This window comes from Streptomyces sp. NPDC090045, from assembly GCF_044747975.1.
Taxonomy (GTDB): Bacteria; Actinomycetota; Actinomycetes; order Streptomycetales; family Streptomycetaceae; genus Streptomyces.
In genome coordinates this window covers 354,980-375,469 of record NZ_JBIVFA010000006.1, presented here as the reverse complement: position 1 = coordinate 375,469, position 20,490 = coordinate 354,980, and the positions used below count along the sequence as shown (strand labels likewise).

The following is a 20,490-nucleotide window of genomic DNA, read 5'->3' as shown; positions in this document are numbered from 1 at the left end:
GGTGAGGGCTACCGGGCGACGAACTGCGTCAGGATCGCCTGCACCTCGTAGATGTCGACCCCCTTGGTGAAGGTCTTCTCGATCGGCGCCGGGTTCCCGGATATCCAGATCTTGAGCTCGGCGTCGAGATCGAAGTGACCGGCGGTCTCCACGGAGAAGTGCGTGATGCTCCGGTACGGGATCGAGTGGTACTCCACCTTCTTCCCCGTGAGCCCCTGCTTGTCGACGAGCACCAGCCGCCGGTCAGTGAACAGGATCGTGTCCCTGATCAGCAGGAAGGCGGCGTGCACCTGCTCCCCCTGCCCCAGCAGTCGCGCGTAGTCCCGCTGCGCCGACACGGGGTCGACGGTGTGCGCATTCCCGAACAGTCCCATTGAGTGCCCCCGTTTTCCGACTTCGGACGATCTTCAAAAACCGTACCGAGGCCGGCGGGTAGTCGGCGTCACCCGCCAGAGCCATCCCACCCCTGACAACCTCCGGGGGACCCCCTCCCCATCAAGGAGGAGACGCCCCGCCAGGGACATACGACGAAGGCCCCCAGAATTTCTCCTGGGGGCCTTCGTCCTGCTGTGCACTCGGCAGGATTCGAACCTGCAACCTTCTGATCCGTAGTCAGATGCTCTATCCGTTAAGCTACGAGTGCTTGGGCTTCCCGGGGTTTTGCGCCCCGTTGGCCTTGCGAGAACAACAATACATGGACCTCGCCGGGACGCGAAATCCATTACCCAAACCCCTGCTGACCTGCGAAAACAGCCCGGACGAAGATCGTCCGGATGGGTTCGCACAGAGGTCGGAGCGGACCGGATTGACCCGGAAAGCATCGAAGCCCCGGTCCGTCAGGACCGGGGCTTCGATGAGGTGCGGAGGCGGAGGGATTTGAACCCTCGATGGGGGGTAAGCCCCAAACCGCATTAGCAGTGCGGCGCCATAGACCGGACTAGGCGACGCCTCCAGCACACCCCCGCGTACGAGGGTGCGTGCAGATGATGACACAGGCGCAGGGCCCCTCACCAATCCGCTCCCACGGTACTAGGAGGGACGGGCGGAGGGCAAAGCCTTAAAGCGGCCGCGGCACGCAACGTCGGCGGGCCCCCGTCGTTGGTCAGGCGTACGACGTACGGACGACCTGGAGTGCCCCATGCTGCGTCTCGCCGCCTTCGCCGTCACCTCCGCCCTGGCCGCCGCGGCCGCCGGGCCCCTCCCCCCGCTGCCCGAGCCGCTGGGCGGGCTGCTGGCGCCGCCCGACCGCCTCACCATCACCATGGCCGACACCGGGAACCGACAGTTGGACCGGGAGTACCGGCTCGAATGCGACCCCGTCGGCGGCGACCACCCCCAGGCCGCGGGTGCCTGCGCCCGGCTGGACCGGCTCGCCAAGGAGGGCAAGGACCCCTTCGCTCCCGTCTCCAAGCGGCAGATCTGCACCATGCAGCACGGCGGCCCCGCGACCGCCCGGATCACCGGAACCTGGAACGGCCACAAGGTGGACGCCACGTTTCGGCGGACGAACGGATGCGAAATCAGCCGCTGGGACGAGTTGGAACCTCTGCTTCCGAGTGGGCGTTCCTGACCTGGGAGGATGCGCAGGATGGGCGGTATCCACCACACTTCGGCCACCCCGCCGCGGGGCTGTGGCCTTAGACTCCTCCCGTGACTTGCCGGTAGTTGTGGTCAGGGAGGAAGCTCGTCGTGAGCAGCAGGCCATCCCGAGGCGCTGCTCGCCTCGCAGCAATACTCGACGCTCTTCCGGACGCGCTGTTGCTCGTCAACGCCAACGGCACGGTCGTCAACGCCAATTCGATCGCGCTCGAGGTCATGGAGAGCCCCGGCACGGGGCTCGTCGGCCGCGGCGTGCTCGACCTCCTGCCCGAGTTCGACTCCAAGCTGATCCCCGGCTCCATGCGCCGGCCCGGCGAGGACGAAGGCGGCCGCACCAAGCCGAAGCGGATGATCGCGCGCCGCACCGACGGCTCCGAGTTCCCCGTAGAGATCACCAGCGCCCATCTCGACGGCCGCGACGCCTACCGCGAGCCGCAACCCTCGTACACCGGTGACGAGCTGCTGATGCTCGTGGTCCGGGACCTCTCGCAGACCGTGGACACCGAGGCCGAGCTGGCCCGCTCTCAGCGGCAGACCGAGATGATCCTGCGCGCCGCCGCCGAGGGCGTCGTGGGCACCGACACCGACGGACGGGTGGTGCTGGTCAATCCGGCCGCCGCCCAGATCCTCGGCTACCGCGCCACCGACCTCGGCAACCGCGAACTGCACGGCCTCGTCCAGCACTCCCGCGCCGACGGCTCGCCCTTCCCCTTCGAGGAGTCCCCGCTCGCCGACACCCTGCGCAGCGGACGCAAGCACCGCGTACGCGGACAGGTGCTGTGGAACAAGGCCGGACAGCCCGTCGCCGTCGACCTGACGACCTCGCCCGTACGGGACGGGGAGCAGCTCGTCGGCGCCGTCATGACCTTCACCGACCGGCGGCCCTACGACGCCCTGGCCGCGCGGCACGCGCAGCTGCTGGCCGTCCTCGGGGACTCGCTGCGCGGGCCGCTGGACGAGCTGCGCGGTGAGCTGGCCACCCTGGCCGCAGACGACGCCGGTCAGCTGTGGCCCGAGGCCAACCAGCTGCTGCACCACCTGGCCGCCGGGTACTCGCGGATGACCACGCTGGTGGACAACGTGCTCGGCTTCCAGCGCCTGGACTCCGGCAGCGACCGGCTCGCGAAGAAGAAGGTCCTGATCAACACCGTCGTCTCGGCGGGCGTCGACGGCGCGGTCGAACTGATCGGTCCGGGCCGCGCGCAGTTCGCCGTCCACGCGCCGACGATCGAGGCCGAGGTGGACTCGGCCCGGATCGCGACCGCGCTCGCCCACCTCGTCGCGGACGTCGCCGGGGTGGACGCCACCGGCAAGACCGCCCAGGGCAGCGGGTACGGCGACTCGACGATCGTGGTGGCGGCCGCCCAGCGCGGCGATGTCGTACGGATCGAGGTGCGCGGGCCCTACGAAGGCGGGAACCCGGTCCACGAGCCGATCGTGCGCGGGATCGTGGCCGCGCACGGAGGCGTGCTGCAGACGGTCGAGGTTCCGGGCGCGCCCGGCGGGGCGTACGTGCTGGAGCTCCCGCTCGGCGCGGGTGCCGGGACGGTCACCTTGCCGGAGCCGGCGGAGGAGCCCCCGGCCGGTCCGACCACGGACGGCTCCGGAACGGCTCCCGGCGCCGCCGGCAAGGTCTCCGGCGGCCGGCGGGCCCGGCGCGGAGTGGACGCCTTCCTGGACGACGATGCCCCGGGTCCGGCCCCCGCGCCGGCCGGCCAGGGCGGGAGCGCTCTGGCGCTGCCGTCCGGACGGCGGCGGGCGGGCGAGGCCGGCGTTCCCGACGCGGGCCCGGAGCTCGCCCAGTCCCCGGTGAACCCGGCCGGACTCGGTACCGGGCGCAGGCGCGGCCGGGCCGGTGACGGCAGCGGCGAGACCGACGGCACCGGTGGACCGGGAGCCCCCGGTGGCCCGGGCGGCAGCGGCGGACCGGGCGGTCCCGAAGGCCCCGGCGGACCGGGTGGCCAGAGCGGGCCCGGGCGGCCCGTGCCCCCGCAGGGCACCGCCGTGCCCGCGCTCCCGCCCGTGCCCGCGGTGCCCCCGGTTCCGCTGACCGAGCATCCCGCCGGGCGACGGCGGGCGCTGGGTCCGGCCGGTCCGGCGCAGCCCGGCAGCCCGGTTCCGGCGACCGGGCTCGGGCCGACGCCCGCGCCCGCCCGGCCCATCGCCCCCGAGGGCGGCTTCGCACTGCCCGCCGGGCCGACCCCGGCTCCCTCCGCTCCGCAGGCCCCCGCGATGGCCGGCCCGGCCCCCGCTCCCGCCGAGGGGGACGCCGACGCTCCCGCCGGGCGGCGCGGCCGCCGTGTGCTGGGCGCTCCCGCCGCCGAGCCCGAAGTACCCGCCGCACAGCCCGCCGAGCCCGCCGAGCCCGCCGAGAATCCGACCGGGCGGCGCCGGGCGCTTCCCGGCACCCCGGCCTGGCCGGTGCCGGCGGCCCGTACCGCTTCCGAGGACGACGAGGCCCCCGGCCCGGCCGCCGTGCCCGGAGCCCGCCGGCCGCAGGACACCCCGGCGGAGGGTCAGGCCGCGCAGCCGATCAGCGTGCGCGCCCTCGGCACCCTCGGCCAGGGCATCTCCGTGGACCCCGCCGCCTCCGGCCCGGGTGCCACCTCCGGATCCGGCCGCCGCCGCCGGCTCGCCGAGCCCGCCGCGCAGGGACGGGCCTTCGCCATAGGGGCCCCCGAAGCGGGCTCCGACGAGGGCCCCGAGCCGCTCGACGGCCCGGGCGGCGCCGTCGAGGTGGTCAACCGGCCCGTACCCCGGCCCGTGGACGACGAACTTCCGCCGGAGCCCCTGGACAACCCGCGCCGGCTGCTGGTGTGGCCCGCACCCGATGTGCAGACGCAGCAGGCCCTCAGCGACCGCGGCTACCGCCCGGTGATCGTGCACTCCCGCGAGGAGGTGGACGCGCAGATCGCCGCGTTCCCCGCCGCGCTGTTCGTCGACCCGCTGACCGGGCCGATCACCCGGACCGCCCTGCAGTCGCTGCGCCAGGCCGCGGTGGCCGCCGAGGTGCCCGTGCTGGTCACGGCCGGGCTGGGGCACGCCACGCGCGAAGCGGCGTACGGCGCCGATCCGGCGGTCCTGCTCAAGGCGCTGGCGCCGCGCGACAGCGAACAGCACCCCTCCCGGGTCCTGCTGATCGAGGAGCACGACGAGATCGCGACCGCGCTGACGGCGGCCCTGGAAAGGCGCGGCCTGCAGGTCGCCCGGGCGGGCGCCGACACCGACGCCGTGGAGCTGGCGACGCGGATGCGTCCCAACCTGGTGGTGATGGACCTGATGCAGGTGCGCCGCCGCCGGGCGGGGATCGTGGACTGGCTGCGTGCCAACGGGCAGCTGAACCGCACCCCGCTGGTCGTCTACACGACGACGGGCGTCGACCCGGCGGACCTGCCGAGGCTGGCGTCCGGCGAGAGCGTGCTCTTCCTCGCCGAGCGGGCCACCACGGCGGACGTACAGGGCCGCATCGTGGACCTGCTGGCCAAGATCGGCACCAACTAGTCATCCTGGCCCGATGGCCACCACCCACACGAGCGAGCACACCGTCCCCGCCGACAACGGGGAGGTGAACCTGCTCATCGCGCGCCAGGTGGACCCGGGGCACGAGGAGACCTTCGAGGCCTGGGCCCACGGGATCCTGGAGACGGCGGCCGGCTTCCCGGACCACCTCGGGTATGGGCTCTTCCGGCCGGCGACGGAAGGCGGGCCGTGGTTCCTGGTCCACCGGTTCCGCAACCAGGCGGCGTTCCAGCGCTGGCAGGACTCCCCGGAGCGGGCCCAGTGGTTCTCCAACTGCCTCGGCCACCACCACACGGAGATAGCCCGCCGGGAACTGCACGGCATGGAGACCTGGTTCGCCAAACCGGGTACGACCCGGCCCGCGCCGCCGCGGTGGAAGATGGCGATCAGCTCGGGGCTGGCCATCTTCCCGATCTCGCTCGTCGGCAACGCGCTGCTCGGGCCGTACCTGGTGGATCTGCACTTCGTGCTGCGGACGGCCGCCTTCGCCGTCGTCTTCAGCACCCTAATGACCTACGTGGCCATGCCCGCCGTCAGCAGGCTGCTGCGGCCGTGGCTCACCCGGGGCTAGCCCCGGTCGTCACGTCGGGTCGGCGCATCAGGCCGTCACGTCGGGTCGGGTCGTCGCGTCAGTCGAGCTTGGTGACGTCCAGCGCGCCTTCCGCGTACCGCTGGCGGATCACCTTCTTGTCGAACTTGCCGACGCTGGTCTTCGGCACGGCCTCGACGAGCGTCCAGCGCTCCGGCAGCTGCCACTTGGCGATGGACTGCGCGAGGAACTCCCGCAGGCCCGTGTAGTTCACGGTCGCGCCCTCCCTGAGGACGACGGTGGCCAGCGGACGCTCGCCCCACTTCTCGTCCGGGACGGCGACGACGGCGGCCTCGGCGACCTCGGGGTGCGCCATCAGCGCGTTCTCCAGCTCCACGCTGGAGATCCACTCACCGCCGGACTTGATGACGTCCTTGGCGCGGTCGGTGAGGGTGAGGAAGCCGTCGGGGCTTATGACGCCGACGTCCCCGGTCTTGAGCCAGCCGTCGGCGCTGAACTTGTCCTCGGGCCGGATGGGTTCGCCGGACACGCCGCCGTAGTAGGAGCTCGCGATCCAGTTGCCGCGCACCTCCAGCTCGCCGGCCGACTCGCCGTCCCAGGGCAGGAAGTCACCGCCGCCGGGGCCGACCAGCCGGGCCTCGACGCCTGCGGGGAAGCGGCCCTGGGTGATCCGGTAGGGCCACTCCTCCTCGGCGGTCAGTCCGGCCGGCGGGTGGGCCATCGTGCCCAGCGGGGAGGTCTCGGTCATGCCCCAGGCGTGGCAGAGGCGGACTCCGAGCTTGTCGTAGGCCTCCATCAGGGAGGGCGGACAGGCCGATCCGCCGATGGTGACGTTCTTCATCGAGGTCAGGTCGCGCGGGTTGGCGGTGACCTCGGCCAGCAGACCCTGCCAGATGGTGGGGACGGCCGCGGCGTGCGTGGGCTTCTCCCGCTCGATCATCTCGGCGAGGGGGGCGGGCTGCAGGAAGCGGTCCGGCATCAGCATGTTGACGCCGGTCATGAAGGTGGCGTGCGGCAGCCCCCACGCGTTCACGTGGAACTGCGGGACCACGACGAGGGAGGTGTCCCGGCCGGTCAGCCCCATCGACTCGGTCATGTTGACCTGCATGGAGTGCAGGTAGAGCGAGCGGTGGGAGAAGACGACGCCCTTGGGGTCCCCGGTGGTGCCGGAGGTGTAGCACATGGCGGCGGCCTGCCGCTCGTCCAGCTCGGGCCAGTCGTAGCTGTCGGGGCGGCCCTCCAGGAGCTCCTCGTACTCGTGCACGCGGACGTTCAGACCGTCGAGCGCCGAGCGGTCGCCGATGCCGGAGACGACCACGTGCTCGATGGTCGGCAGGTGCGGCAGCAGGGGCGCGAGCAGCGGCAGCAGGGTGCCGTTGACCAGCACGACCCGGTCGGCCGCGTGGTTGACGATGAAGACCAGCTGCTCGGGAGGGAGCCGCAGGTTGAGGGTGTGCAGGACCGCGCCCATGGAGGGGATCGCGAAGTACGCCTCGACGTGCTCGGCGTTGTTCCACATGAGGGTGGCGACCCGGTCGTCCTGCTGCACTCCGAGCTCGTCGCGCAGGGCGCTCGCGAGGCGGGTGGCGCGGGTGCCGATCTCGGCGAAACTGCGGCGGTGCGGCTCGGCTTCCCCGGTCCAGGTGGTGACCTGGGACTTCCCGTGGATGGTCATCCCGTGACGGAGTATGCGGGTGACGAGGAGCGGTACGTCCTGCATGGTGCTGAGCAAAGCGTCCTCCCGATGAGCGCTGCGGCGCTGCGGCGGCTACGGATGCTGCCGATTCTGCGCACATACCACTCGGCATGTCACTACCCGGGGGTAGAAACCAGTTCGTGTTTCACGTGAAACATCCTCTCGTTTCACGTGAAACATCCCCTGCCTCATCGGACCGGGGTGAGCTCCGGGTCCTCGCGGAGCTTGCCCAGCGCGCGGGAGACGGCGCTCTTGACCGTGCCGATCGAGACGCCCAGCAGCTCCGCGGTCTGCGCCTCGCTCAGGTCCTCGTAGTAGCGCAGGACGACCATGGCCCGCTGCCGGTCCGGCAGCCGGGTCACGGCGCGCCACATCGCGTCGCGCAGGGCCTGAGTCTCGGCGGGGTCGGAGGCCGGCACCTCCTCGGTCTCCGGGAGCTCGTCGCAGGCGAACTCGTCGACCTTGCGCTTGCGCCACTGGGAGGTGCGCGTGTTGACGAGGGTCCGCCGGACGTAGCCGTCCAGGGCGCGGTGGTCCTCGATGCGGTCCCAGGCCACGTACGTCTTGGCGAGGGCCGTCTGGAGCAGGTCCTCCGCATCGCACGGGTTGGCGGTGAGGGAGCGCGCGGTGCGCATCAGGACCGTGCCGCGGGTCCGTACGTACGCCGAGAACGACGGGTACGGCGTCGGATTCGAGGCGAGCGTGCACACAGGCGTGGTCATGTCTCCACGCTAGGAGCGCCCGCCCGTCCTGGGATCGGCCGCAGGTGCCGATGGTGGATCCACCTCAGGTTGTAGGAGTGGGGCAGGCCCCACCCCCTGAAGGTGGAGGGAGTGGGGGCCCTGAGGACGGGTCTCAGCCGTCGGCGCCGAGGATCAGCCCGGAGGTCGGCACCCCGGTCCCCGCCGTGACGAGGGCGTGTGACGCGCCCTCCACCTGGTTGACGGAGGTGCCGCGCAGCTGGCGGACGGCCTCGGCGATGCCGTTCATGCCGTGCAGGTACGCCTCCCCGAGCTGGCCCCCGTGGGTGTTGATCGGCAGTGCGTCCGCGGCGACGAAATCGGCGGCCTCGCCGGGCTTGCAGAAGCCGAACTCCTCCAGCTGCATCAGCACGAAGGGGGTGAAGTGGTCGTAGAGGATGCCCACGTCGATGTCCGAGGGCCGCAGCCCGCTGGTGCGCCAGAGCTGGCGCGCGACCACGTCCATCTCGGGCAGCCCGGTGAGGTCGTCGCGGTAGAAGGAGGTCATGCCCTCCTGTCGGCGGCCGGCGCCCTGCGCGGCCGCGGTGATCACGGCGGGCGCGTGCCGCAGGTCCCGGGCCCGCTCGGCCGTGGTGACGACGAGGGCCTGGCCGCCGTCGGTCTCCTGGCAGCAGTCCAGCAGCCGCAGCGGCTCCACGATCCAGCGTGAGGCGGCGTGGTCGGCGAGGGTGATGGGCTTGCCGTGGAAGTAGGCGGCCGGATTGTTCGCGGCGTGCCGGCGGTCGGTGACCGCGACGTGCCCGAAGGCCTCGGGGGTGAGGTGGTAGGTGTGCAGGTAGCGCTGGGCGGTCATGGCCACCCAGGAGGCGGGGGTCAGCAGCCCCCAGGGCAGCGACCAGCCGAGCGCCGCCCCCTCCGCCGAGGGCTCCCGCTGCTGGACGCCGGAGCCGAAGCGGCGCCCGGAGCGCTCGTTGAAGGCCCGGTAGCAGACCACGACCTCCGCGACCCCGGTGGCGACGGCGAGGGCGGCCTGCTGGACGGTGGCACAGGCCGCGCCGCCGCCGTAGTGGATGCGGGAGAAGAACGACAGGTCCCCGATGCCAGCCGCCTGGGCGACGGTGATCTCGGGGTTGGCGTCCATCGTGAAGGTGACCATGCCGTCGACGTCGGCGGGGGTGAGCCCGGCGTCGTCGAGGGCGGTGTGCACGGCCTCGACGGCCAGCTTGAGCTCGCTGCGGCCGGAGTTCTTGGAGAACTCGGTCGCGCCGATGCCGGCGATGGCGGCCCGGCCGCCGAGCTCGTCCCGGGTGCGGACGCTCATGCCGGCACCTCCGCGGTGACCGTCCCCGACACGTGGTGGCCGATGCCGTTGGCGCCGACGACCCGGATTTCCACGGTGTTGCCGGCCACGGCGGTGACCGTCCCGGTGAGGGTCATCGTGTCGCCCGGGTAGTTGGGGGCGCCGAGGCGGATGGCCACCTTGCGCAGGACGGCCCGCGGCCCCAGGTGGTCGGTGACGTACCGGCCGACCAGGCCGTTCGTGGTCAGGATGTTCATGAAGACGTCCGGGGAGCCCTTCTCCTGCGCGAGCGCCGCGTCGTGGTGCACGTCCTGGTAGTCGCGGGAGGCGATCGCGCCCGCGACGATCAGCGTGCGGGTGACCGGTATCTCCAGCGGCGGCAGCGTGTCGCCGATGTTCATGCGTGTTCTCCCTCGGCTGTCGAAGCGATCGAAGCTCCCAGTTCGGCCAGCAGCTCGCTGCCGCAGCCCAGGTACGCGTCCAGCTGGCGCCCCCACAGGAAGTGCCGGTGGACGGGATGGTCCAGGTCGGCGCCCATGCCGCCGTGCAGGTGCTGGCCCGCGTGCACGACCCGCTTGCCCGCTTCCGAGGCCCACCAGGCCGTCGTCAGCGCGTGCTCGCGGGCCGGCAGGCCCTGGTCGATGCGCCAGGCCGCCTCGTACGCGGTCACCCGGATCGCCTCGGTGTCCATGTAGGCGTCGGCCGCGCGGAGCATGACGCCCTGGTTGGTGGAGAGCGGCCGGCCGAACTGTTCACGGGTGGAGGTGTGTTCCACGGCCCGGGCGAGCGAGCCCGCGCAGACGCCCGCCTGGAGCCCGGCGAAGGCGGTCCGGGCGGCGGCGAGGGTGTCCTCGTAGGCGCCGTCGCTCCCGATGCGCTCGGCCTCGACTCCGCTCAGGGTCAGCCGGCCCGCCGCCCAGGGGGCGGTGGTCTCCACCGCCGCCGTCTCCACTCCGGGTGCATCCGTCCGTACGAGCCACAGCGCCCGGTCCGCGTCCGGGACCAGTACGTGCGTGGCGTCGCGCAGCCAGGGCACGGCGGGGGCGGTGCCGGTGAGGCGGCCTTCGGACGAGGCGGTGATCCGGCCGCGCGCCGGGAAGGCCCCGGTGGCGACGGCTTCGCCCGAGCCGAGGGCCGGCAGCAGCCGGGCGCGCTGCTCGAAACTGCCGTGCGCGGCCACGGGGAGGATCCCGTACGCGCAGGTGGCGGCGTAGGGGACCTGCGCGGTGGTGCGGCCCTGTTCCTCCAGCAGCAGGACCAGCCCGAGCAGGCCGATCTCCTCGACGGCGGCGATCAGTCCGGCCGCGGTGAGGGCCTTCCACAGCTCGGCGTCGCTGCCGGTGCCGGCGGCGGCGAGGCGTTCGTGGGTGGCGAGATCGGCGAAGATCCGGGCGGCGAGACCGGCCGCGGCGGCCTGCTCCTCGGTGGGGTGGAAGTCCATCAGCCGTCGCTCCCGCGGAAGACGGGGAGTTCGAGGTCGTCGTCGACGCGCAGGAACTCCAGCTGGACGGGCAGGCCGATGCGCACCTTGTCGTACGGCACGCCGGTGATGTTGCTGATCATCCGGACCCCCTCGGCGAGTTCGACGAGTGCGACGGCGTACGGCGGGTCGAACGCCGGGAAGGGCGGGTGGTGCATGACGACGTAGCTGAACACCGTGCCGGCTCCGCAGGCCTCGACGGTGTCCCAGTCGGGGCTCGCGCAGGCGTTGCATCCGGGCAGCCACGGGAAGCGCAGGGTGGCGCAGGAGGTGCAGCGCTGGATCAGCAGCTTGTGCTCCCGCACCCCGTCCCAAAAGCCCTGGTTGTCGCGGTTGACCACCGGGCGGGGGCGCCGGGCCTCGGGCTTCTTCTCCCGTCTGACCGCGGGGGCGTACTTGAGGATCCGGAAGCGGTGGGTGCCGGCGAGCTCCCCGTCCGCCTGGACGTCCATGCGGGTGGTCACGAAGTGGCCGGTGCCCAGCTTGGTCGTCTTGCGCGGTGACACGGATTCGATCACGGCGTCGAAGGTGATCGCGTCGCCGGGGCGCAGCGGGCGGAGGTACTCCTGCTCGCAGTCGGTGGCGACCACGGAGGTGAAGCCGGCGCCGTCGAGGAGCGCGAACAGTTCGTCGTAGGCGGAGGAGCGGTCGGAGTGGCCGGAGAGCCCGCCCATCGTCCAGGCCTGGAGCATGGTGGGCGGAGCGATGGCGTCCGGCCCGGTGTAGGCGGGGTTGGCGTCGCCCATCGCCTCGCACCAGTGGCGGATCATCGGCTCGTTGACCGGGTCCTTGCCCCGGCCGCCGGTGGCGGCCGGGCGGCCTTCGAAGGCCGTCAGCAGCGCGTGGAACCGGGCTGCGTCCTCGACCGTGCCGGTACTGGTGCTGGAGCCCGCGTCCGTGCCGGTGTCGCGGCCCGTACGGGTGCCCGTGGCGTCCGCCGTCATCGCTTTCTCCCCTTCATGCCGAGCCGCATCATGGCGACGATCTCCCGCTGGACCTCGCTGACCCCGCCGCCGAAGGTGTTGATCTGCGCGGCCCGGTTCATCCGCTCCAGCTCGCCGCCCGCGAAGACGCCGGGCCCCGGCCCCCGGATCAGGGCCTCCTCGCCCACCACCTCCTGGCACATCCGGTACACCTCGACGGTGGACTCGGTGCCGAGGAACTTCACGCCACTGGCGTCACCCGGGGCCAGGCTGCCGCCGCCCACGTCCTGGACGAGGCGCCAGTTGAGGAGGCGTACGGCGGCCAGTCGCGCGTGCGCCTCGGCGAGCCGGGACTGCACCCAGGGGAGGTCGGCGGGCCGGTCGCCTGTGACCGGGTCGGGGGTCAGGGCGTGGCCGAGCGCGTACCCGTAGAAATCCTCGGCCTGCATGCCGATGGCGGCGAGCGCCACGCGCTCGTGGTTGAGCTGGTTGGTGATCAGGCCCCAGCCGCCGTGCTCGGGGCCGACGAGGTTGCCGGCGGGCACGCGGACGGAGTCGTAGTACGTCGCGGTGGTCGTGAGGCCGCCGACCGTCTCGATCGGGGTCCACGCGAAGCCGGGGTCGTCGGTGGGCACGAGGATGATCGATATGCCCTTGTGCTTGGGGGCCTCGGGGTCGGTGCGGCAGGCGAGCCAGATCCAGTCCGCGTTCTGGGCGTTGGATGTGAAGATCTTCTGCCCGTCGATCCGCCAGTCCGCGCCGTCCCGGACCGCGCGGGTGCGCAGGGAGGCCAGGTCGGTGCCGGCCTCGGGCTCCGAGTAGCCGATGGCGAAGACGAGGTCACCCGCGAGGATCCGGGGCAGGAAGTAGTCCTTCTGCTCCTGGGTCCCGTACTTCATCAGGGTCGGGCCAACGGTGTTGAGCGTGACCATGGAGACCGGGGCGCCGGCCCGGTAGGCCTCGTCGAAGAAGACGAACTGTTCCTCGGCGCCGCGGCCCTGGCCGCCGTACTCGACGGGCCAGCCGAGGCCGAGCAGTCCGTCGGCACCGATGCGGCGCAGCAGTGCGCGCTGGCGGACCGGGTCCTCGGGGGCTCCGTCCGGCAGCAGATCCTGGAAGTACTCCCGCAGTTCGGCACGGAGCCGCAACTGGCCTTCGGTCGGGGCGAGGTGCACGGCGCTGGCCTCCCGGCATCACATCATCGAGGGAACCTGACTGTCCGTCAGATTCACCCGTGGTGTCAAGGTCGGGAAGGGAGGTGAGGGCACAGGACGCCCCCGGAGAGCGCGGGCACGCGCGAGGGCGCCCGCGCTACCGGACCCCAGCCGGTCCGGTCGCACGGGCGCCCTCAGGTTGCGGAGCGGCTCAGGCTGCGGCTACGACCAGGGGAAGAAATTGACCTCTACGTTCGAGTTGGCCTGGTGAATCGCCGTAAAAGCCGAGCCGTTGACCTGCGCGGTGTTGTTCTGGTTGGAGGCACCGGAACCGGTGGCCACCTGCTGCGAGGTGGACGAGTTGCCGCTGTTGGAGCCACCCACGCCGCTGCCGATGATGCTGGCGACGCTCGCATTCGATCCGTCGTTCGCGAAGGAGCCGTTGTCGGCCGATGCCACACCGCCGAAGAGCGCGACGGCGAGGGGGAGAGCGGCGACGGCGGCGATGACGCGGGCGGTACGGATGCTTGCCATGTCTTTATCCTCCAGAAAACCGAAGTGGGACTTGCTCCAAGGCAGTTGGCCGACCACCTCGGTCGTTCCGTGTGGTGACGACGTCGCGAGACCAGAGTTGCCCACCGAATCCCCGGCGAACCACCCCGGAGTCCCCGATTCCCCCGCAAGTATGACCAACATCGGATAAACCTCATTCGCGCCCCCGAAGCCCCAGGTCAGCACCCTGGGACCGGCCGCAGCCCGCGACGCACAAGAGAGGAAGCGTTCCGCCAGACCGCCTGGTCCCGGACATGCCGAAAAGGGCCGCGCCGTCCGGGAACCCCACCGTCTCCCGGGCCTGCGGCCCTGCAATGCCAAGCTCCACGCCCCTGCACACCCCCGGCGCACGCCGGGGTGATCCATCAGCGCCCCGCTCCGGGGGCGCCACGCGGCGCGATCCACGGTCACGACGGACCGGGCTCCAGCGCCGTACGACTACGTCTACTTCTACGCCTACGACTGCGGCTGCTTCTGGGACTGCGGTTCGGGTACGGGGTCACGCGGCGAGCGCGAGCGCTCCTCGGGCGGGGACCGCGGGGGCGCCCACTCGAACTCCGGCTCCGACTCCGACTCCGACTCCGGCAGGGGATGCGACCGAGGTCAGGACCCGATCGGCGGTTCCGGTTCCCGGTCCGGCACCCATGGCCGCGGCAGTGGTCGAGCGGCGAACGGAAGGGGTCTTGCCGTGGGCCTCGGCGCGGATCCGCTGCTTGATGGTCGGCGGGAGCGAACCGCCCCGCATCATCGCCCGCCAGGTCCGCCGGGCCGCAACGGCCGGTCGGGCTACGCGGACCGCGGCCGCGGAGGCCGGAAGGCCGGCAGCCGGAGCTTCGGCGGCCGGGGCGGTGGCGCCGGCCAGAGCCGCCTTCCCGCCGAGGCCGAGGGAGCTGAGGAGGGCCACAAGGGCGGTGAGGAGGGAGGTCCAGATCGACGAGAGGGCGCTGCGGTGGGCCATGACGGGTGCCTCGATTCGCGATGTTCCGACGGGCGGATCTGCATACATTCGTCATGATGTGTTCGCAACCGCACCACCCCCACCCTCCGCGCCGATGTTCCGACAAACACCACCCGGAAAGACGTATGAACGCCGAAGCAGGTCCGGGCGGCGGCTGGTCGCGGAATCCTCTGGCGCCGTGTGCCGGAGATGGGGGGATACGTTGCGCGGTGTCCCCGGCGTGCTTGCCGTGCACGACTCTGAGCAGGTACTCAGGGCCGAGCACGATGAGTAGGCGTACTCAGGTGGCGGTCCTCGGCAGCTTCGAGACTGGGCGCAGGTCGAACGAAGCGGAACGGAACGGGGATCGTCATGGTGCGGCGCTGGTCGAAGCCTGAGATGTGGGTGCCCGGTGGATACCTGGCGCTGGTGGTCGCGATGCTGGTCTACGTCGCGGTCGGCAGCCGGACAGGCGACATCGGGTTCTTCGGAGTCTGGCCGATCCTCGCCACCGCGCCGGTCAGCCTCCTCCTGCTGAGCGCCTCCATACCCGCCCCGGACTCGGCCCCGTCCATGGATCCCCATCCCCAGTACGGCTCTCAGCCGCCCACGAAGCTGCCCACGGACTACCCCTCGGAGTCGGACCCACTCCCCGCGGACTGGGTGGCACCGGACACATCCATCGACAGCAAGCTCGACATGTGGTCCGAATTCGGCTTCTACGGCGCGGTCCTGGTCAGCGCCCTGGTCAACGCTGCGGCGATCTGGGCCCTGTTGCGCTACGTGGCGCGGCGGCGCGACGCCAGGAGTGCGCAGGTCTAGCGCCGTGATCCTGGCCCACAGATGGCCCATACGCGCTGGTCAACAGCGGGAAACGAGTGCAGAGGGCGGGTACCCGGTTCGGGTACCCGCCCTCTGACCTGCTACTTCCCGCGGTGGGTGTGGGATTTGAACCCACGGTGACTCGCGCCACGACGGTTTTCAAGAGAGTCCTGGTTGAGGCGACTCCTTCACGCCTGACCTGCACGTTCACGGGTTCCTGGGCTGTTCTGTTGTGCCTGCGGTCCACCCCTGGTCCACTGACTGCCGCACCCGGCACCGTTCTGGGGAGCCCAGCCGAACGGCCCTAGAAAGACCTGACCAACCGGGTCGCGGTCGGGTGTGCCGGATTTCGTCTCCTGGTGTCATTGGCCGCCGTATTCTGACGATCCACCAGGGAGGGGACGCCATGGGGAAGCGTCAGCGCCGACGCAATCGTCAGCAGAAGCAGCCCAAGACCATCGCCAAGCAGCAGTCACAGCTCCGGCATCTCATCCCGAGTACGGATCACCCGCTACTCGAGGTCGTGTTCAAGCCCGACGTGTCCGACGAAGACAAGGCCGTGTGCCTGGACTACTGGTCGTTCTTCCAACCCGGAACCTGGTCGTACAAGGTCGCTGAGATCGGGGCCACTACTGCAATCCTGCGGACGGTGAAGGCGTCCTGCCACGCGGATCTGCTCACCATCGTCTGCCCCGACTGCGCCGGACCGAAGAGGATTCACAGCCGCTCGGACATGGTCGCGACTCGGAAGTGGGCGCCGGACGTGTTCCCGAGCGAGGAGACCGTCACGGGCGGCTCATGCCACGACTGTCAGACAGCTGCGGCAGAGCATGCGGCCCAGGAAGCGCAGCGGGTTGCAGAAGAGCATCGGCAGCAGAACCAGGCACGTGTCGATGCGGCCTCGTCGTGGTTGCAGGAGCAGGCAGGACGAGACTTCCCCAGTAGTTATCCGAGCGTCGTGGACGCACTGACACTGGTTTCCATGGTGGACATCATGCAGCGGAAGGACACCGAGACGATCGGGCCGCTGCAGAGCTTGGACTACTCACTGGCGGCGTCTGCGGAGGTCGACGTGGAGGTATTCCGCAGCCTGCACCAGGAGCGGTGGATCTGTCCGACCCTGCCGGCTACGACTGGGGACTTCGCGTTTGACGACGACGGCACCGTCCGCGGCGTGTACATCAAGCAGATCCCTTGGTGTCTGGCGCCCGCCCTGGGCAGCAAGACAGCGGCGCGCCGTGAGATCACGTCCCTGCTGGGCCGCATGTTGATCAGCCGGGCAGACGAAGTGCGGCACCAGGTGCACAAACTTCAGGCCGGTTTGGCTGTGACCTACCTCGACGGCTTGCTGATCCGCACCTATCAGGAGGAGCCCATCCCGGAACATCGTCTGCCTGACGCCTACGAGACGCTTCTGGGAGCACTGCGAGAGGGCTTCACGCTCGGACAGCTCATCGCCATTGCGTGGAGCGCTGCGGCCGCAGCGGTGGCATGGGGTCAGCGCACGCCCGGGCTGAAGCCCGGCAACGTGTCGGCGGCTGCTGTCACCAACGTCGGTCGACGTATCGGTTTCCTGCACGACCGCCGCATCGACGAGTACGACCTGCCGAACTGGGTTGCGCGCCCAGCGACTCTGGGCACTGCCCTGCGACTCCTGGAACAGCACGACGCGGAGATCGAGGCACTCAGCCGCTTTCTTACCCTGAAGCAGCGCACCGAAGCTCGGCCACTGGAGACCGCCGAATTCGATGGCGACATGGCCGACCTCCAGAGCAACGAGACCGACCACAACATGGAGTCCTTCCTCGACGACTTGAGGGCTGGCCGTAAACAAGAGCCGAGTGGTCCAGCGATCACCTACGCCCTGGTCACCCCGGAAGGGGAGCTGCAATTCCACACCGCCCCAGTCGATGGCATGCGTGACAAGGTCGGTTCAGCCGGCGCCGGGGTCGTCGACCGGATCTGGTTGCCCTCCCCATCCTCCGTCCACGCCTACGTGGCAGAGCTGGTCACAGCTTCGTCCGAGAGCTCCAATCCCGTCGCTGACGAGATTCTGCGCCTGCTCGACTGCCACGACGGCCCGTTCTACGGGCCCATCTCCTTCTTCGCCATCAGCGCACACGCCACTCAGCCGCAGAGCCTGGACGAGGATCAACGCGAGATGCTGCGCGCAGCCCACGAGGTGGCACGGGGACGCGCCGGACTCTAAAACAATCCGATTACATGCGGGGAGCGGGTGCTAGCACCCCACCATCCGCCCTGCAGCGGCATTCATCCACCCCTTAGGCACGCGATCCCGCCAGCTCCTGCACTCCGTGAACCACCGGCTCCACACACACCAGTCCTACTCAGTGCTTCACTGCTGCCCGGGCTCTGGGCGGTATTCGTCACTGTGACATGAATTTGCCGGAAGCCGACTGTCCTTCAGCCTGACTCTGCGATGCTGGAGGCCGATCGAGAGGGGCCGCAGCGATGCAGTGGAAGATCCACGGGGAACGTCCGATCTACGAAAACAAGTGGGTGAACCTGTGGCTCACCGACATCGAAACGCCGGACGGCCACCGCTGGGAACACCACGTCGTCAAGCTCCGCCACCTGGCCGTGGCCGCGGTGCTCAACGACCGCCAAGAGGTCCTGATGATGTGGCGCCACCGCTTCATCACGGACGCGTGGGCGTGGGAGCTACCCATGGGCCTGGTGGAGGCGGACGAGACCCCCGGCGAGGCTGCCGCCCGCGAAGTCCTCGAAGAGACCGGCTGGCGTCCGGGTCCGATGAAGCCTCTGATCTATGCCGAACCGGCGAACGGCATCACCGATTCCCAACACCACCTGTTCCGCGCCGACGGTGCGAAGTACGACGGGCCGCCGACAGAGAAGAACGAGTCGGATCGCGTCGAGTGGATCCCACTGGCGAACATCCGGGGCATGATCGACCGCCGCGAGATCGTCAGCAGCGGCTCCCTGGTCGGCCTCCTCTACATCCTGATGGACGAAGGGGTTCGCTGACCCTGCGGGGGAAGCATCGCTCGTAGACGTGCCTCGAAGGCAACCGCGGCCGGCATCTCGCGATAGGGCGCAAGCTGCTCGTAGAACTCGCGAAGGTGCCCGGCCACCCGCTCGGACGACACCGCCGCGGCAGGCACGAGGGCCTCTATCGCCGTGTGGCACGCCTGGTCGAGCTTGCCCCGTTGGAGCTGCGTCCGGGCCAGCCAGAAGGCATGGAACGCCCGGCCGCGCTGGTTCGCAGGATCCTCCCGCGCCAACGCATCCGCGATCAGAGGTTCGGCAATCGCAGCTTCCCCAAGACGGCCGTGCGCAATGCCGGTGTCCACGATGAGCTTCAGCTCATCGAAGTACGTCACCCATGCCGGGTCCGGGTCGCCCTCGCGGATGCGCTCGAACTGACTGTGAGCCTCGGAGATCGCGTTATGCGTCGCCTTCCGGTCCCCCAAGGTCGCGTGGGCGAAGGCTTCGCGCATGGCCAGCATCGCCCGTACTCTCGGCGTCGCCCCGCTGGCGGCACGGGCTTGGTCCTGGGCAGCAGACACCAGTGCAAGCGCGTCCGCCGGCTTGTCCTGGTAGGTCGCTTGCAGGCTCATGCAGGCCAGCACGTTGGCCATGAACGGATGGTCGTCAATCTCTCTGGCCAGTTGCAGAGCCTCCGAGAAGTACGCGCGGGCCTGCTGGTACTGCCGGGCGTCGAAGTACGTCCAACCCGTCAGCCGCGCCAGCTCCGCCGCGATGCCGTAGAGGCCGTTCTGTATCAGCGTCGGCCGCTGGTCCTTCAGCAGCCCTTCGACGTATCGCAGCTGGCCGACGACGGCCGGTCGAAGGGTCTCTCCTCCGTGCTCGTCGTCGCGTCGCCAGTAGTCCTCGATCGAGGACCGGAGCGCCTGGAGAGTGGCAGGGCTCGGCTTGGTTCCGGCAGCCAAGGCAAGGATCCTGTCCACATCCACCCCGGGTAAGGCGGCAAGCGGCCTGAGCCCGGCAGGAGGGTTCACCGACCCCGGTGGCTCTCGCTCCTCTACGGCAAGCGCGACCGGCGTTTCCCACTCCCGTCGGGCAAGCCCGAGCATGTGCCCCGGGATGCGCAACCCGTCGGCAATCCGCTCGATCACGTCCATGTGGAGCAGCTGCCGCTGGCCCGCGATTACCTCCCCCACTCGGCTCGGTGTCAGCTCACACTGGCGCGCGATCATCGATGGGTAGATGCCTGCGCGTGCCTTGACCAGGCGAAAGACCCTTGCGAAGTCGCGCTCGCGGCACGCGTCGATCATCTCGGGATCGGTGAGCAGACTTGCCGGTAGTTCCTTCGTGCGACGTGACTCGGGCATCGGGCACGCTCCGGAGGAAGACTACGGATCGCTTCAAGGTCTCAACCGACCGTGATGTTACCCAAGTTGGGTAATCCGCTGGGCCTTTCTGGCACGTCGTCCTGATCGCGATCCTTCTGGACATGGCGAAGCGACCAAGGACGACCGCCTTGAACGATTCGGCGGGCACTCCTGACACAGAGCGAACGGCCCTCGGGGCAACCCCTGACCTGGGCATAGAGCCCCGCGTCCTGATGAGCATCCGGGTATCGCGGGACTCGGGCCGGACGTGGTCGCCGAGCACACGGGTCCTGGAAGGCGACCCGTTCGACATCCTCTCCAACCCCGGCCGCTACCCCCCGTGCGAGTGCCCCCGCTGTGGCGGGACCTCGTCGTCGGTCCGTGCCCTTCAGCCGGCATCCATCGCGCCGGGGGCGGCGTAGTGGCCGCCTTCCGACGTTGAAAGCTCCCTTAGAACGGGATTCCCGGGTACGTGGCCGAGCTCCGCGGGGCTGGCGCCAACAGCTCGCCGTGCTCCTCTACGCCGCCGCCGTCATCGTCCTGGTGGTCACCCTGGCCATTGCCGGTGATCCCGGCCGCTGACTGGCGACCGGCTTGCGGCACGAATCCCGAGTTCGCTCGATCCGTGGCCTCGCGCCACCCCCGTCTCCTCGCTGGCCCCGAACAACAGGGCTGGTGAGGTACGCCCCATCGGGGCTGGGCCGGCATCCGTCGGCCCTGGACTTCCAGGAAACGGAGACACACATGGCAGCGCAGAAGGAAGACCTGCTGATCGGCGTCAAGAGCCTGATCAAGGTCCAGGACCGCTTCACCGCTGCGGCGGCGGAGTCCGACTCCACCGGCACCTCCGCGGGGGACGACGGCGAGAACCGTGACGGCCTGAACCTCCCGCAGGAGTAGCACCACCAGCACGCCACAGCACC

At 70.4% G+C, this 20,490-nt stretch carries 18 protein-coding genes and 2 tRNA genes; 7 read left to right on the top strand and 13 right to left on the bottom strand.

The window, feature by feature from the left end:
* Positions 1 to 8 precede the first annotated feature (8 nt).
* From ACIPYQ_RS19315 to ACIPYQ_RS19305, 3 genes are all read right to left on the bottom strand, one after another.
* Positions 9 to 374 (bottom strand): PH domain-containing protein, encoded by a 366-nt coding sequence (locus tag ACIPYQ_RS19315; RefSeq protein WP_361753381.1) that lies wholly within the window; start codon positions 372 to 374, stop codon positions 9 to 11.
* A 196-nt stretch (positions 375 to 570) separates the two neighbouring features.
* Positions 571 to 643 (bottom strand) — tRNA-Arg (locus ACIPYQ_RS19310).
* 218 nt (positions 644 to 861) lie between these two features.
* A tRNA-Ser gene (locus tag ACIPYQ_RS19305) sits at positions 862 to 952 on the bottom strand.
* A gap of 186 nt (positions 953 to 1,138) precedes the next feature.
* Between ACIPYQ_RS19305 and ACIPYQ_RS19300 the strand changes: the two genes are divergently transcribed.
* From ACIPYQ_RS19300 to ACIPYQ_RS19290, 3 genes are all read left to right on the top strand, one after another.
* Complete coding sequence (locus ACIPYQ_RS19300; RefSeq protein WP_361753357.1) at positions 1,139 to 1,570, top strand: SSI family serine proteinase inhibitor; 432 nt, start codon at positions 1,139 to 1,141, stop codon at positions 1,568 to 1,570.
* Between the two features lie 119 nt (positions 1,571 to 1,689).
* Entirely contained in the window at positions 1,690 to 5,100 is a 3,411-nt protein-coding gene (locus ACIPYQ_RS19295; protein WP_401252563.1) for a PAS domain-containing protein, read from the top strand.
* A gap of 13 nt (positions 5,101 to 5,113) precedes the next feature.
* Entirely contained in the window at positions 5,114 to 5,689 is a 576-nt protein-coding gene (locus tag ACIPYQ_RS19290; RefSeq protein WP_401252560.1) for an antibiotic biosynthesis monooxygenase, read from the top strand.
* A gap of 58 nt (positions 5,690 to 5,747) precedes the next feature.
* Here the strand turns inward: ACIPYQ_RS19290 and ACIPYQ_RS19285 are convergent, their stop codons facing one another.
* The 9 genes from ACIPYQ_RS19285 to ACIPYQ_RS19245 form a co-directional block, all read right to left on the bottom strand.
* The gene (locus tag ACIPYQ_RS19285; RefSeq protein ID WP_401252557.1) at positions 5,748 to 7,400 is read right to left on the bottom strand and encodes a long-chain fatty acid--CoA ligase; all 1,653 of its coding nucleotides are present in this window, start codon (positions 7,398 to 7,400) and stop codon (positions 5,748 to 5,750) included.
* Between the two features lie 152 nt (positions 7,401 to 7,552).
* Positions 7,553 to 8,086: a SigE family RNA polymerase sigma factor gene (locus ACIPYQ_RS19280; RefSeq protein WP_361753347.1), complete on the bottom strand. Its 534-nt coding sequence runs from the start codon at positions 8,084 to 8,086 to the stop codon at positions 7,553 to 7,555.
* 133 nt (positions 8,087 to 8,219) lie between these two features.
* Positions 8,220 to 9,386 carry a lipid-transfer protein gene (locus ACIPYQ_RS19275; protein WP_361753345.1) on the bottom strand — a complete coding sequence of 389 codons (1,167 nt, stop codon included), beginning with the start codon at positions 9,384 to 9,386 and terminating at the stop codon, positions 8,220 to 8,222.
* Positions 9,383 to 9,766: a MaoC family dehydratase gene (locus ACIPYQ_RS19270; RefSeq protein ID WP_319723668.1), complete on the bottom strand. Its 384-nt coding sequence runs from the start codon at positions 9,764 to 9,766 to the stop codon at positions 9,383 to 9,385. The genes ACIPYQ_RS19275 and ACIPYQ_RS19270 overlap by 4 nt, the downstream gene beginning before the upstream one ends.
* Positions 9,763 to 10,806, bottom strand: a complete 1,044-nt coding sequence (locus ACIPYQ_RS19265) for an acyl-CoA dehydrogenase family protein (protein ID WP_401252552.1) — start codon at positions 10,804 to 10,806, stop codon at positions 9,763 to 9,765. Before ACIPYQ_RS19265 ends, ACIPYQ_RS19270 begins: the two co-directional genes overlap by 4 nt.
* Complete coding sequence (locus ACIPYQ_RS19260; protein ID WP_401252549.1) at positions 10,806 to 11,789, bottom strand: bifunctional MaoC family dehydratase N-terminal/OB-fold nucleic acid binding domain-containing protein; 984 nt, start codon at positions 11,787 to 11,789, stop codon at positions 10,806 to 10,808. Before ACIPYQ_RS19260 ends, ACIPYQ_RS19265 begins: the two co-directional genes overlap by 1 nt.
* The gene (locus tag ACIPYQ_RS19255; protein ID WP_401252546.1) at positions 11,786 to 12,943 is read right to left on the bottom strand and encodes an acyl-CoA dehydrogenase family protein; all 1,158 of its coding nucleotides are present in this window, start codon (positions 12,941 to 12,943) and stop codon (positions 11,786 to 11,788) included. The genes ACIPYQ_RS19260 and ACIPYQ_RS19255 overlap by 4 nt, the downstream gene beginning before the upstream one ends.
* A gap of 201 nt (positions 12,944 to 13,144) precedes the next feature.
* Positions 13,145 to 13,456, bottom strand: coding sequence for a hypothetical protein (locus tag ACIPYQ_RS19250; RefSeq protein WP_401252543.1), 312 nt, complete (start codon positions 13,454 to 13,456; stop codon positions 13,145 to 13,147).
* Positions 13,457 to 13,973: 517 nt separating this feature from the next.
* Positions 13,974 to 14,432, bottom strand: coding sequence for a DUF6344 domain-containing protein (locus ACIPYQ_RS19245; protein WP_401252540.1), 459 nt, complete (start codon positions 14,430 to 14,432; stop codon positions 13,974 to 13,976).
* Between the two features lie 351 nt (positions 14,433 to 14,783).
* Between ACIPYQ_RS19245 and ACIPYQ_RS19240 the strand changes: the two genes are divergently transcribed.
* The 3 genes from ACIPYQ_RS19240 to ACIPYQ_RS19230 all read left to right on the top strand — a co-directional run bounded on the left by ACIPYQ_RS19240 (position 14,784) and on the right by ACIPYQ_RS19230 (position 18,239).
* On the top strand, positions 14,784 to 15,233 hold the full coding sequence (locus tag ACIPYQ_RS19240; protein ID WP_401252536.1) for an SCO4225 family membrane protein: 450 nt from the start codon (positions 14,784 to 14,786) through the stop codon (positions 15,231 to 15,233).
* A 406-nt stretch (positions 15,234 to 15,639) separates the two neighbouring features.
* Entirely contained in the window at positions 15,640 to 17,442 is a 1,803-nt protein-coding gene (locus tag ACIPYQ_RS19235) for a hypothetical protein (protein WP_401252533.1), read from the top strand.
* Positions 17,443 to 17,705: 263 nt separating this feature from the next.
* A complete protein-coding gene (locus ACIPYQ_RS19230) occupies positions 17,706 to 18,239 on the top strand; it encodes an NUDIX hydrolase (RefSeq protein ID WP_401252530.1) in 534 nt (177 codons plus the stop codon).
* On the opposite strand, the gene ACIPYQ_RS19225 is transcribed toward ACIPYQ_RS19230, so the two are convergent.
* Complete coding sequence (locus ACIPYQ_RS19225; RefSeq protein WP_401252527.1) at positions 18,209 to 19,567, bottom strand: hypothetical protein; 1,359 nt, start codon at positions 19,565 to 19,567, stop codon at positions 18,209 to 18,211. The two genes, ACIPYQ_RS19230 and ACIPYQ_RS19225, sit on opposite strands and share 31 nt — an antisense overlap.
* 744 nt (positions 19,568 to 20,311) lie before the next feature.
* Between ACIPYQ_RS19225 and ACIPYQ_RS19220 the strand changes: the two genes are divergently transcribed.
* Entirely contained in the window at positions 20,312 to 20,467 is a 156-nt protein-coding gene (locus ACIPYQ_RS19220) for a hypothetical protein (RefSeq protein WP_327414573.1), read from the top strand.
* Positions 20,468 to 20,490: the final 23 nt, after the last annotated feature.

Bases quoted from the DNA above. Each gene is read 5' to 3' on its own strand.
- ACIPYQ_RS19280 (WP_361753347.1), bottom strand. From the start codon at position 8,086: ATGACCACGCCTGTGTGCACGCTCGCCTCGAATCCGACGCCGTACCCG.
- ACIPYQ_RS19250 (WP_401252543.1), bottom strand. From the start codon at position 13,456: ATGGCAAGCATCCGTACCGCCCGCGTCATCGCCGCCGTCGCCGCTCTC.
- ACIPYQ_RS19225 (WP_401252527.1), bottom strand. From the start codon at position 19,567: ATGCCCGAGTCACGTCGCACGAAGGAACTACCGGCAAGTCTGCTCACC.
- ACIPYQ_RS19265 (WP_401252552.1), bottom strand. From the start codon at position 10,806: ATGGACTTCCACCCCACCGAGGAGCAGGCCGCCGCGGCCGGTCTCGCC.
- ACIPYQ_RS19230 (WP_401252530.1), top strand. From the start codon at position 17,706: ATGCAGTGGAAGATCCACGGGGAACGTCCGATCTACGAAAACAAGTGG.
- ACIPYQ_RS19300 (WP_361753357.1), top strand. From the start codon at position 1,139: ATGCTGCGTCTCGCCGCCTTCGCCGTCACCTCCGCCCTGGCCGCCGCG.
- ACIPYQ_RS19240 (WP_401252536.1), top strand. From the start codon at position 14,784: ATGGTGCGGCGCTGGTCGAAGCCTGAGATGTGGGTGCCCGGTGGATAC.
- ACIPYQ_RS19235 (WP_401252533.1), top strand. From the start codon at position 15,640: ATGGGGAAGCGTCAGCGCCGACGCAATCGTCAGCAGAAGCAGCCCAAG.
- ACIPYQ_RS19290 (WP_401252560.1), top strand. From the start codon at position 5,114: ATGGCCACCACCCACACGAGCGAGCACACCGTCCCCGCCGACAACGGG.
- ACIPYQ_RS19315 (WP_361753381.1), bottom strand. From the start codon at position 374: ATGGGACTGTTCGGGAATGCGCACACCGTCGACCCCGTGTCGGCGCAG.
- ACIPYQ_RS19275 (WP_361753345.1), bottom strand. From the start codon at position 9,386: ATGAGCGTCCGCACCCGGGACGAGCTCGGCGGCCGGGCCGCCATCGCC.
- ACIPYQ_RS19260 (WP_401252549.1), bottom strand. From the start codon at position 11,789: ATGACGGCGGACGCCACGGGCACCCGTACGGGCCGCGACACCGGCACG.
- ACIPYQ_RS19245 (WP_401252540.1), bottom strand. From the start codon at position 14,432: ATGGCCCACCGCAGCGCCCTCTCGTCGATCTGGACCTCCCTCCTCACC.
- ACIPYQ_RS19270 (WP_319723668.1), bottom strand. From the start codon at position 9,766: ATGAACATCGGCGACACGCTGCCGCCGCTGGAGATACCGGTCACCCGC.
- ACIPYQ_RS19220 (WP_327414573.1), top strand. From the start codon at position 20,312: ATGGCAGCGCAGAAGGAAGACCTGCTGATCGGCGTCAAGAGCCTGATC.